An 11,987-nucleotide genomic window follows, 5' to 3' on the forward strand; every position below is an offset into this window, starting at 1 on the left:
ATCTATAGCAAAAATGGTAATGAGAAAGGGCTACAAAATAAGGGATATCTATAAATTAATTTGAAAAAGTATGTTATTTTAAAATTACTAAAAAAATTACATAAATACTTGCAATGGAATACAAGTACAGTTTAGCGAAATTACAAGATGACAAGGAAAACATAGAAGAATTAATTACACGCCAAAGTCAGCGTGTAGGCCCGGTCTTCCCTCAACATCTGGAACAGGAATTCTGGACAAAAAATCTGGAACGTGCCCGCAAACATGTCGAAAAATATGTTTGGGGTGGGGTATTGGCTTATTTTATTTTTCTGGTGATGATGATCCCCACAGATTACTGGATTATCAGTAAAGAATATTTCGTGCATGATTTTGTGCTGTCTATGTTCGGGCTACTGAATGGCGGTATGTCATTAATTCTCTTTTATATGTTTTCCTGTTTACCCAAGATCAAGCGCTTTTTTCCGCAAGCTTCAATGCTGCTGGTATTCTGGATGCTGGTGTCGATTTCCTGTATCACGATGTTGGTTAAAACCCCAGCGTTACAACACCAGTCGATGGCAATCGTCACCATTATTTATATTCTGGGTTATATCCTGACCGGTATTAAGCCTGTACAGATGCTGGTCACCGGACTGGTCGCTGCAGCAACGACCATTATTGTATTATCAATCATGGCCATAGACTTTAATCCGCTGGTTTTTGGGCGAATTCTGATTGGGAGTTGCTTACTGGGTTATGTAATTAGTCATATGATTTTCGCGCGTGAGCGTGTGATTTTTTTATATAGTATCCGGGCCAGAATCAGTGAGCAGATCCAGCGTATTCATACCACTGAATTATTACATTTAAGCCAGTATGATGAACTGACCAAGATTTCCAATCGGAGAACCTTCGATGAAACGCTTGAAGTGTATTTTGAACGGGCCCGTCGTGAAGACACTGCCTTGGCGATTCTGTTTATCGATGTGGACTTTTTTAAAAACTATAATGATTTTTATGGGCATCAGAAAGGCGATGATGTTATTTCAACCATTGCCAGAACCATCAAGAATGCGATCCGTCATATGGACTTTGTGGCGCGTTATGGCGGGGAAGAGTTTGTTGTGTTATTGCCAGAAACAGATGCACATGGTGCTTATGCCGTAGCTTCAAATATTTTCAAGGCGATTGACCGTCTGGAAATTCCCCATGAAAAATCTTTGGTTGCGAAACATATTACCATCAGTTTAGGCATTACCGTCTATCGTGGTGAAACATATACTGATAAAGATATATTATTGGGAATTGCAGATCAGGCGTTGTATCGTGCCAAGCAGCTTGGGCGCAATCAGATTTATTATCAATCACTTCGTTCCGTCAACTCAGATACCGCCAATGGCTCGATGCTTTAAACATCAAGAACAACTATCCATAAAAAAACCGCTCATCAAGAGCGGTTTTTTAACAAAAACAAAACTTAGTTTTTGTCTTTCAGTTGTGGCACTGCAGATGCTGTACCCACTGCAAGCAAACCAGTTTCTGTATAGATGCCAAGTTTTGCGCGGGTATCGGTAATGTCCAGATTACGCATGGTCAACTGACCAATACGATCCATTGGAGAGAACATAGAATCACCTTTCTCCATGGTCAAGCGCTCAGCTTCATAGGTCAGGTTAGGCGACTCAGTGTTCATGATGGTGTAATCATTACCACGACGCAGTTCTAAAGTCACAGTACCGGTCACGGCTTTAGCCACCCAACGCTGTGAAGTTTCACGCAACATCAGCGCTTGAGAATCGAACCAACGGCCTTGGTACAACAAACGGCCTAAACGTAAACCGTTGATGCGGTATTGTTCGATGGTATCTTCGTTATGAATACCGGTCACAAGACGCTCGTAAGCAATATGAAGCAGCGCCATACCCGGAGCTTCATAAATACCGCGAGATTTTGCTTCGATAATACGGTTTTCGATTTGATCCGACATACCTAGACCATGACGGCCACCGATACGGTTTGCTTCAAGAATGAATTCAACTGGATCTTCGATACGTTGACCGTTGATCGCAACAGGGAAACCTTCTTCAAAAGTAATCGATACTTCTTCAGCTTTAACTTCTACGTCATCTTTCCAGAAGGCAACGCCCATGATTGGATCCACGATTTTGATGCCCGCATTCAGGTATTCAAGATCTTTGGCTTCATGGGTCGCACCCAACATGTTTGAATCTGTTGAGTAGGCTTTTTCTTTTGACATTTTATAGTCAAAACCGTTGTCGATCAGGAACTGCGACATTTCTGCACGGCCGCCAAGCTCATCGATAAAGGTTTGGTCTAGCCAAGGCTTGTAAATTTTAAGCGCAGGGTTGGTCAACAAACCATAACGGTAAAAACGTTCAATGTCGTTACCTTTGTAAGTAGAACCGTCACCCCAAATATTGACGTCATCTTCTTTCATGGCAGTGACAAGCATGGTACCTGTAACAGCACGACCAAGAGGAGTCGTATTAAAGTAAGGAACACCGCCAGTTGAAATGTGGAACGCGCCACATTGAATTGCAGCAATACCTTCTAATGCAAGCTGTAAACGGCAGTCGATTAAGCGTGCTTTTACTGCGCCATAAGCTTCAGCTTTTTTTGGAATCGCATCGTAATCGTCTTCGTCTGGCTGACCCAAGTTCGCTGTGTAAGCATAAGGTTCAGCGCCTTTTTGTTTCATCCACAAAAGAGCAGCAGAAGTATCTAGACCACCAGAGAAGGCAATACCAACTTTTTTACCTACTGGGACATTCTGCAAGATAGTTGCATTATCAGACATTGTTCATCCTAATGATATGAAATAGGCACGCCAGAATTGGTGGCCTGAAAAAATACATATTCTCTCAATTGTATCATTAATTTATTTAGGTTTGCTTTAGAAAAGAAAAACTCGTTTTAAAATCTATATTCAATAGGCTTAAATAATCATAAATCGCACGATTTTGAGCAGAATCCTGCTAAAAAAGTAAAAATTCGCTATATTCAGCCGAATAAAGTTAAAAACTCAGATAAAACAGGAATAAATGCATGGCGACTCATATCCCACCCTTACCTAATTTAAATCCTAAAACCAAGAATGAAACGCTGGCACTGTTGCATGGGATTTATGCCGGTCTGATTGGTTTTAGTATACTGGTATTTTTATATCTGGAATATCAGCAAGCCAGTATTTCTACGCTGAGTTTAGGTATGGTGCTGCTGCTTTTAGGCGGCCTGGTATTTTTTAATATACAGGCCAGCATCAAAGTCAAACAGGGCAATGGTTCAGGACGGACTTTATCCAGAATTATGGCCATCCTGATGCTCCTGAGTTTTCCGATTGGTACAGTATTGGGCGTGATTGCATTATGGAAATCTAGCGCGCGACAATGGCAGGATTAATCCGCCAAATAGAAAGTGATCCTCTTCTAAAGATTGATATTTGTGCCTGAAAATGCTGAACTCCGGGTCATAAAAAGCCACTGAAAATCAGTTAAAGTAAGGGAATGACTTGCTCAGCCAAATATAATCAGAGATTTGTTATGACTACGACGCGCTATGCCAACATTTTAAAGCCACTGCATTTGGGTTTTACCACCATTAAGAACCGGGTGGTGATGGGGTCGATGCATACTGGCCTAGAAGATCGTTTTTATAATTATCCCAAACTGGCTGCGTATTTTGGTGAGCGTGCAAAGGGTGGCGCAGGTCTGCTGATTACGGGTGGAATATCGCCCAACCGTCAAGGCTGGTTGTTACCGGCGGGCGGTACCATGAATACTTTGGGGGACATTGCGCCGCATCGTTTGGTGACGCATGCAGTGCATAAGCATGGTGCCAAAATTCTGTTGCAGATTCTGCATGCCGGACGTTATGGCTATCAGCCTTTTGTGGTCTCGGCCAGCCCGATCAAGTCGCCGATTTCTCCCTTTAAACCACGTGAAATGTCAGATAAACAGATTCTGAATACCATTCAGGATTATGTCAGAACGGCCAGTATTGCCAAAAAAGCCGGCTATGATGGCGTAGAAATCATGGGTTCTGAAGGCTATTTGCTGAATCAGTTTTTAAGCCGGCATGTCAATCAGCGTGCTGACCGTTGGGGTGGCCCGATCGAAAACCGGATGCGTTTTGCCGTAGAAATTGTCAAAGCGATTCGTGAGGAAATTGGCGAAAAATTTATTATCTGTTTCCGTTTGTCGCTTCTGGATCTGGTACATGATGGCAATACCATGCAAGATGTGATTACCGTGGCTAAAGCTTTGGAAAAGGCGGGGATTACTTTACTCAATACCGGTATTGGCTGGCATGAAGCACGTATTCCCACCATTGTGACTTCTGTACCGCGTGCAGCTTTTGTCGATTATACCGCTGAAGTGAAAAAGCACGTGGCGGTGCCGGTCATTGCATCGAACCGGATCAATATGCCAGATACTGCTGAAGAAATTCTGGCTTCCGGCCAGGCAGACATGGTGCAGATGGCACGTCCATTCTTGGCAGATGCCTTCTGGGTCAATAAAACCGCGACCAATCGTGTTGATGAAATCAATACCTGTATTGCCTGTAATCAGGCCTGTCTGGATCATACCTTTAAAAACCAGCGCGCAACCTGTCTGGTCAATCCACGTGCCGGCTATGAAACCGAACTGGTCTATGTCAAAACCAAAAAAGCCAAAAGTATTGCAGTGGTCGGTGGTGGTGTTGCAGGGCTGTCTGCGGCCACAGTCGCAGCCAGTCGCGGGCATGATGTGACGCTGTTTGAGGCCAGTCATGAAGTGGGTGGACAGTTTAATCTGGCTAAAGTCATTCCGGGGAAAGAAGAGTTTCACGAAACGATTCGTTATTTTAAAGTCCAATTGGAAAAAACCGGCGTTGATGTGCGATTAAATACCCAAGTGAACCGTGAACAGCTGGAACGTGAAGGTTTTGATGAAGTCATTGTCGCGACTGGTGTCGTGCCGCGAGCGCTTAAGATCGAAGGCAGTCAGGCACCGCAAGTCTTGTCTTATGCAGAAGTACTACGCGGTGCGCCAGTCGGAGATCGTGTTGCAGTCATTGGTGCAGGCGGTATTGGTTTTGATGTGTCCGAGTTTTTGTTAAAGCCGCCGCATCAGGTACAGCCGCAACCTGTGAATGAATGGAAACGTGAATGGGGTGTAGACCCGAATCCAAATTATGTCAGTGAAGGCGGCATGCAAGGTGCAGAAATTGAAGCACCTATTCGTGAAATTTATTTATTACAACGTAAAAAGACACTGCTTGGCGCAGGCCTAGGCAAGACTTCAGGCTGGGTACATCGTGCCCAATTAAAAAAACACGCGGTGCGCATGTTGCGCGGTGTGCAATATAAATCTGTTACCGATGAAGGCTTATGGATTGAGGTGGATGGCCACGCTCAATTATTGCGTGTGGATAGTATTGTGGTGTGTGCAGGACAGGAGTCGGTAAAAGATTTGATGCCACTTGCCGGGGAAAATACCTTGGCACAATATCATATTATTGGTGGGGCTAAACTGGCTGCCGAGCTGGATGCCAAGCGTGCCATTCGTGAAGGAGCCGAATTGGCCGCCAAATTGTAGGGATTTGATGAAACTATATGCAGTTAATCAGATTCACTGTAACTTTCACTTGTCAGTTACATAAAAGCGCCGTATTATTGCGCCCATGGAAGCGTGGCAGAGCGGTTTAATGCACCGGTCTTGAAAACCGACGAGGGTGTGAGTCCTCCGTGAGTTCGAATCTCACCGCTTCCGCCAAATTTTAAAAACCCCAATCGAAAGATTGGGGTTTTTTTATTGCTGATGAATTTTACAGAATGATTTAAAATAAACGGATCTTAAAGAGGTTCGATATTTAAAAAGTCGATAATTTATAAACAGATATTCTTCAATCGCATACTTCAATCTTAATCAGAGCCAGAGCAATTCTTTCCACATGCTGATAAGCAGGTTGCTCTAATTCTTCACCAAAAATATCCGGATCAATTTCCTCATAAGACCAGTGAATATTTTGATGCTGCTGCATCAGGTCTTGCAGATACTGTAAAAATCGATTGCCATTTCGTGTGATGGTAGCGCCGGTATATAAAAATAAACGGCCGCCTGAATTTAGCCTTTGCAGGCCTTGTTTTATAATTTTAAAAGATAATTCATTGCCATCGAGCTCATTACCTCCGTGTCGATATTGCCGTTGCTCAGGATCAATTAAATAAGGTGGATTGGCAAAAATCAGGTCAAACTGACCTTCAAGATTGGAAAATAAATTGCTCTGTACAGGAGAGATTGAAGCAAAACCCGAAAAATCAATGTTGAGCTGACTATAGAGCAAGGCTTTGGGGTTTAGATCTGCTACAAAGATTTCCTCATGATCCGGAAAGTATTTGGCGATACTGATGGCAGCAGCAGAGGTGCCACAGCATATTTCAGCAGCCCGTTTGAAAGGGCGAGGTTCGGTGGCTAGATATTGCTTGAGATGATAGACAAAGCGATAAGTATCGGGACCAAAAAAAACAGCATCCTGTTGTGTGGTCGGAAAGGAAGAGTGAATAAAGAGTTCACCTTCCAGTGAAGCGACTCTGACCAGACTGGTGTATTGCTCATCCTGAACCTGTAGAAGTTGCTGTTTTGCCAGCAAGGAAAAAAGAACCGGATCAAGATCGGTTTTGCTAAATTCCAGATTCCAGCCAAATATATCCTGCAGGGTTATTTCCTGATTTTTCTCGTTTCTTTTACGATCTAAAATCCGTTGATGCGACAACGGGGTAATGGCTGTGAACTGATAGTTTTGTTGTTTTAAAAACGCTAGTAAAAAATGCAGAGCATGTTGCTGGTGATTCTGAATTTCTAAAATCTGGTTCATAAGCGTTGCTCTTTGGTTTATTTAAAATCAATACAAAGCTGGATAGACGTTGAATCCCATATAAGACCATGACCAGATCAGCCATTCGCGATGCGTTCATTCAATAGAAATGAATCAGCTTCATCTTCGCCTGAAATGCCAGAATTTTAAGTAAAAAACTGATGTGAATTGGTGTGATTTTTATAGCTGTTTTTAAAAAATTATCTTCTGATAAAGCTTCTGTCTGCTTTTATTCTCGATTCATAAAAAATGGCTATTCATCAAAGTGATTAATAGCCATGATGGGTGAGAGCCTTAAAACTTAGTGAGGCACTTCTGGTAAATCAAACCAGATCACTTGCGCATCATCGATGGCTTGAATCGCTGAGTCATCCAGAAAAGCAATTGCACCACCCGCCTCAACTCTATGTTCTGCAATCTGCACAGTGCCAGAAACTACATGAATATAATTGATCTGCTGGGTGGCCTGCACTTGCAAACTTTGACCTTGCTGAATTACCGCAGTTTTGACTTCAGCATTCTGACGAATATGCATCGGCGCATTGTCATTCGGTCCACAAATTAAATGCCAATGGTTAGGCTGCTCATGCGGATCCAGACGAATTTGCTGATAATTCGGTTTGGCATCCTGTTCATTGGGAATAATCCAGATTTGCAGTAAATGTACCCGCTCATTGCCCTGATTCATTTCACTATGACGAATACCTGTTCCGGCACTCATGAGCTGCCATTCACCGGCAGCAATGCCGCCATGATTGCCCATGCTGTCCTGATGAGTAATGGTGCCTTTCAGTACGCAGGTCAGGATTTCCATATTGTCATGGGGATGGGTTCCAAAACCCTGATGCCCAGCGATTAAATCGTCATTAATAACACGTAAGGCACTGATCCCCATATACTTGGGATCATACCAGTTACCAAATGAGAAGCTGTGCTTAGACTCCAGCCAGCCCATTTTTACATGACCACGATTTTCGCTAGGATGTAGAAAAGCCTTCATGATTTCATCTCGATCTTATTTTCAACTTGAGATCATCATACTGTTGTTTTAAGCTCAAAAAAATCTCAAATAGGCGACATATCATTGCATTTTTGCAACGATATATCAGCTTAAAATCAAGTCATAAAAAAGCCCACTGAAAAGCGGGCCATTTTATTCAAAGCATTTTACGGATCATTATTCCAGGAAACGAACAGTTACGCCAGATTTGACTTTACGGCCAAGATCATTGGCATCCCAGTTGGTCAGACGGATACAACCGTGTGAATAGGATTTAGAAATCATGGACGGATTCGGTGTGCCGTGAATACCAAATGATTTTTTGTTGAGACCAATCCAGACATTACCGACCGGGCCGTTTGGACCTGGTGGTAGAGACAGTGGTTTGGTGTTTTTACCTTGAACAAAGTTACTTGGCGAGTAGCTATACCAAGGATTTGGTGCAACGCCGGTGATTTTATAAGTACCCGTTGGTGAAGGCGTACTAGTATTGCCGATACTGGCAGGGAATGAGCCGATCATTTGATTTTTACTGTTAAATAAGTACAGTTGTTTGGCACCTTTATGTGCAACAATCAAGTGAATACCTTCTGGTAGCTCATTACGAACATTGGTCACCAGAATCTTTTGGCCGACTTTGTTAAAATTAGCACCTGGATTCAACTTCTTCAGGAAGTTTTCATCCATATGGAACTTTTCACTGAGCATTTCAGATGCGCTGGTGTAGTACAAACCTTTCATTTTCGCCTGTAGCGCATAATCTGAAGGAATCGATTTGGCAAATGGTCCTGCCAGATCTTTTTCAGTAATGGTGTACTCTACAAAGGTCGGCTTGGAACCCTGACGTGCCACCAGTTTGTCCCAGGTTTCCTGCGTCAGTACGCCATTTGGCTTGATGCCATTCATTTGCTGGAAAGAGGCAATTGCTTTCAGTGTGTTCTTGCCGCTGGTACCATCAATCGCACCCGGTGAAGCGTGGGCATTGTTGAGCATGACATGTGCACGTGCGTAGACCGGAAATTGACCTGCACCAATGTTTTCATACCACTGGGCATTGTTTAAGCCGTCTAAAGTCCACGAAGCTTTGGTCGCAGCAGAGTTCGTCGGGGCCTTGGTATTTGGCGTTGCACCAATATCAGCAGATTGGTCTTCGGTATCTTGTAGCTCATTCAGTGCTTCAGAGGCCTGATTTAAGTCTTGTTGTTCTTGTGCCGTAATTTTGGCTTCAGCCGGTGCTTGGGCGGCTGAAGCTTCAGTCGCGAGTGGATCAATTGGATCCTGGACTGAAACATCGGTAACAACTTGCGGGTTCAATGGTTGTTCAGCAGTAGACGCAGCAAAAACAGTACCTGCGAAAATGCAACCTAAACTCACAGTGAGCATTGTGCGAACGAACATGTAAATCAACCTTAAAATTATTTCTTTAAAAATGTGAAAAAACACTATAAGTATTACAGAAAAAATGTGGAGATGCAGTAGTTGTTTTGTGTAAAACATCACATTTGGTCGCTTAAGCTGATCGGTTTTTAAAGTCAGCAGAAGTTATTAAAAATACAACCTTTTTGTTATGATATGGCGAATATCAAAGATAGATAGGAAAGTAAATGACGACCTTAAAAAATGATCGTTTTCTGCGCGCCTTGTTGCGTGAACCTGTAGATGCCACTCCGGTATGGATGATGCGTCAGGCGGGCCGTTATTTACCAGAATATCGCGCAACGCGTGCTCAGGCAGGAGATTTCCTTTCTCTTTGCAAAAATACTGAACTGGCCTGTGAAGTGACCTTACAGCCTTTACGCCGTTATGATCTGGACGCCGCGATTTTGTTCTCTGACATTTTGACAGTGCCTGATGCTTTAGGTTTAGGATTGTATTTTGAAGTGGGTGAAGGGCCTAAATTTCATAAAACTGTCCGTACCGAGCAGGATGTCGCAAATCTGCCGGCCTTTAATGCAAAATCGGATCTGGATTATGTGATGAATGCAGTGTCGACCATTCGTTCGGCCTTGGGTGGCCAGGTTCCTCTGATCGGTTTCTCTGGCAGTCCGTGGACCTTGGCGACTTATATGGTGGAAGGTGGTTCAAGCAAGGATTTCCGTTTCACCAAAAATATGATGTATGCACAGCCTGAAGTGCTGCATGCTTTGCTGGAACGTCTAGCCGATGCCGTGATTGATTATCTGAATGCGCAGATTGATGCAGGTGCACAAGCGGTACAGATTTTTGATAGTTGGGGCGGCGCACTGGCGCATCGTGAATATATCGAATTTTCGCTCAACTATATGAAGAAGATTGTTGCTGGCTTGCACCGTGAAAAAGATGGCCGCAAGATTCCAGTAATTCTGTTTACCAAAGGTGGCGGTCAGTGGTTAGAACCGATGATCGCTACAGGCGCAGATGCCTTTGGTCTGGACTGGACCACACCACTGGATGTAGCACGTCAAACCGTTGCGGGTCGTGCTGCGCTTCAGGGTAACCTGGATCCTGCGACTTTATATGGTTCATCGGAAACTATTATTAAGGCGACCAAAGCCATGCTGGATGATGCTTATGCCAATGGTGAAAAAACCGGTTATGTAGCAAACCTCGGCCACGGCATTACCCAGTGGGTCGATCCAGCCAATCCAAAAGCCTTTATTGATACCGTACATGAGTATAGTGCTAAATATCTTTAGGATTTAAACCTTGATCGATCTATTCAAATCAGGGTTTGAATTTACCTATAAGGCAGCTTCGGCTGCCTTATTCGGGATTCTGCTCCTGCTGGCGTTTGCACTCACTGCTGCCATGGGCAGTGATCTGTTTTACGGTTTTTACCGTTATGACTATCTGTTATTTTTTGCCCTGCTCATTCAGGTGTTGCTGCTTTATACCAAGCTGGAATCCTGGGCCGAAGCCAAAGTGATTGCGCTATTTCATCTCATGGCCATGGTGATGGAAATCTTTCTGACCCATCCTGCGATTGCCTCCTGGTATTATCCACAACCGGCAATCTTTAAAATTATGACCGTGCCTTTATTTGCCGGTTTTATGTATTCTGCGGTCGGCAGTTTTTTTGCGCGTTCCTTGCGTTTATATCAGGTCTCATTTGAAAAGTTGCCAGGCTTTCGCCATATGTTACTGCTGGCGGTGTTGTCTTATATCAACTTTATGAGCAAGTTTTTTATTCCTGACTATCGCATGCTTTTATTTGTCTGGAGCGTGCTGATGTTCTGGAAAACTAAAATTCGTTTTCAGTTGAATCAGCACGCTTTTCAGTTGCCAATGTTACCGATCTTGCTGCTGCTGGCCTTTATCATCTGGATTGCCGAGAACATTAGTACCTTTTATCAGATCTGGCTCTATCCAAGTCAGATTGAACAATGGCATATGGTGGGCTGGGGCAAACTCGGGTCCTGGTATTTGTTGTTATTGCTGAGTCTGGTCTTGGTACTGAAGATTTTAGGGCAGCGCAATTTACAGGGCGACTGGACGCTGAAAGAGTAATGGAATTATTCAGGTTATGTTTATGTAAAGCATGCATTTTTTCGATTGCACCAAACCTGACTTATCGCTACTCTGCTGAGTGTGTAAGTCAAATTACATAATGAGAGTAATAACAAAGATTGCATGAGAATAACTGGAGAATAAGTATGTTGAAAAAAATTATGCTGGCGGCAGTATTAGCGACTGGTTCAAGTATGGCAATGGCTGACCGAGATGTCGGCTGTGGTATCGGAAGTCAGGTGTGGGCCGGTCAGACTGGTATTATTCCTAAACTTTTAGCAGGTACCACCAACGTTCTTTTCACGAATCAATGGCTCGGGATCACGTTTGGTACTTTGGGTTGTAGCCAGGGTGGAACAGTCACCGCTCAAGTGGTGACTTTTACCAATGAAAATGCTGAAGCACTGGCGCGTGATATGGCAGTGGGTGAAGGTGAAAGCCTGAATGTTCTGGCTGAACTTCTGAATATCAAATCTGAAGACAAAGGCCATTTTTTTAACATTTCCAAGCAGAATTTTTCTGAAATCTATTCCGAACAAAACCAGAATACCCTTCAAGTTCTGAGTTCATTACAAACAGTGATGGCCAAAGATGAAGTATTGAAATCTTATATCTGATCCGCACTTTGAAAACCCTGCTGCTC

10 protein-coding genes and 1 tRNA gene are annotated in these 11,987 nt (G+C 43.5%); 7 read left to right on the forward strand and 4 right to left on the reverse strand.

What is annotated here, in order from left to right; all coding sequences use genetic code 11:
* Nucleotides 1-113: 113 nt before the first annotated feature.
* Nucleotides 114-1,394: a diguanylate cyclase gene (locus FTU90_RS06005; RefSeq protein ID WP_180072046.1), complete on the forward strand. Its 1,281-nt coding sequence runs from the start codon at nucleotides 114-116 to the stop codon at nucleotides 1,392-1,394.
* A gap of 65 nt (nucleotides 1,395-1,459) precedes the next feature.
* On the opposite strand, the gene argG is transcribed toward FTU90_RS06005, so the two are convergent.
* Nucleotides 1,460-2,800: an argininosuccinate synthase gene (gene argG, locus FTU90_RS06010; RefSeq protein WP_100328771.1), complete on the reverse strand. Its 1,341-nt coding sequence runs from the start codon at nucleotides 2,798-2,800 to the stop codon at nucleotides 1,460-1,462.
* A gap of 248 nt (nucleotides 2,801-3,048) precedes the next feature.
* On the opposite strand from argG, the gene FTU90_RS06015 reads away from it, so the two are divergent.
* The 3 genes from FTU90_RS06015 (at nucleotide 3,049) to FTU90_RS06025 (ending at nucleotide 5,756) form a co-directional block, all read left to right on the forward strand.
* Nucleotides 3,049-3,402, forward strand: coding sequence for a hypothetical protein (locus FTU90_RS06015; protein WP_100328770.1), 354 nt, complete (start codon nucleotides 3,049-3,051; stop codon nucleotides 3,400-3,402).
* 140 nt (nucleotides 3,403-3,542) lie between these two features.
* Nucleotides 3,543-5,579, forward strand: coding sequence for an NADPH-dependent 2,4-dienoyl-CoA reductase (locus FTU90_RS06020; protein ID WP_180072047.1), 2,037 nt, complete (start codon nucleotides 3,543-3,545; stop codon nucleotides 5,577-5,579).
* A gap of 87 nt (nucleotides 5,580-5,666) precedes the next feature.
* Nucleotides 5,667-5,756: transfer RNA gene (locus FTU90_RS06025), tRNA-Ser, on the forward strand.
* A gap of 130 nt (nucleotides 5,757-5,886) precedes the next feature.
* Here FTU90_RS06025 and FTU90_RS06030 read toward each other — a convergent pair.
* From FTU90_RS06030 to FTU90_RS06040, 3 genes are all read right to left on the reverse strand, one after another.
* Nucleotides 5,887-6,858 (reverse strand): class I SAM-dependent methyltransferase, encoded by a 972-nt coding sequence (locus FTU90_RS06030; RefSeq protein ID WP_005096395.1) that lies wholly within the window; start codon nucleotides 6,856-6,858, stop codon nucleotides 5,887-5,889.
* Nucleotides 6,859-7,159: 301 nt separating this feature from the next.
* Nucleotides 7,160-7,858, reverse strand: a complete 699-nt coding sequence (locus tag FTU90_RS06035; RefSeq protein WP_180072048.1) for a pirin-like bicupin family protein — start codon at nucleotides 7,856-7,858, stop codon at nucleotides 7,160-7,162.
* A gap of 177 nt (nucleotides 7,859-8,035) precedes the next feature.
* On the reverse strand, nucleotides 8,036-9,256 hold the full coding sequence (locus tag FTU90_RS06040) for a L,D-transpeptidase family protein (protein ID WP_180072049.1): 1,221 nt from the start codon (nucleotides 9,254-9,256) through the stop codon (nucleotides 8,036-8,038).
* 206 nt (nucleotides 9,257-9,462) lie between these two features.
* Between FTU90_RS06040 and hemE the strand changes: the two genes are divergently transcribed.
* The 3 genes from hemE (at nucleotide 9,463) to FTU90_RS06055 (ending at nucleotide 11,961) form a co-directional block, all read left to right on the forward strand.
* Complete coding sequence (gene hemE / locus FTU90_RS06045) at nucleotides 9,463-10,533, forward strand: uroporphyrinogen decarboxylase (protein WP_074383035.1); 1,071 nt, start codon at nucleotides 9,463-9,465, stop codon at nucleotides 10,531-10,533.
* 10 nt (nucleotides 10,534-10,543) lie between these two features.
* Nucleotides 10,544-11,344, forward strand: coding sequence for a DUF817 family protein (locus tag FTU90_RS06050; RefSeq protein ID WP_005171816.1), 801 nt, complete (start codon nucleotides 10,544-10,546; stop codon nucleotides 11,342-11,344).
* A gap of 146 nt (nucleotides 11,345-11,490) precedes the next feature.
* Complete coding sequence (locus FTU90_RS06055) at nucleotides 11,491-11,961, forward strand: DUF3015 family protein (RefSeq protein WP_005096400.1); 471 nt, start codon at nucleotides 11,491-11,493, stop codon at nucleotides 11,959-11,961.
* Nucleotides 11,962-11,987: the final 26 nt, after the last annotated feature.

The organism is Acinetobacter sp. YH12200, assembly GCF_013418175.1.
GTDB classification, from domain to species: Bacteria; Pseudomonadota; Gammaproteobacteria; order Pseudomonadales; family Moraxellaceae; genus Acinetobacter; species Acinetobacter pseudolwoffii.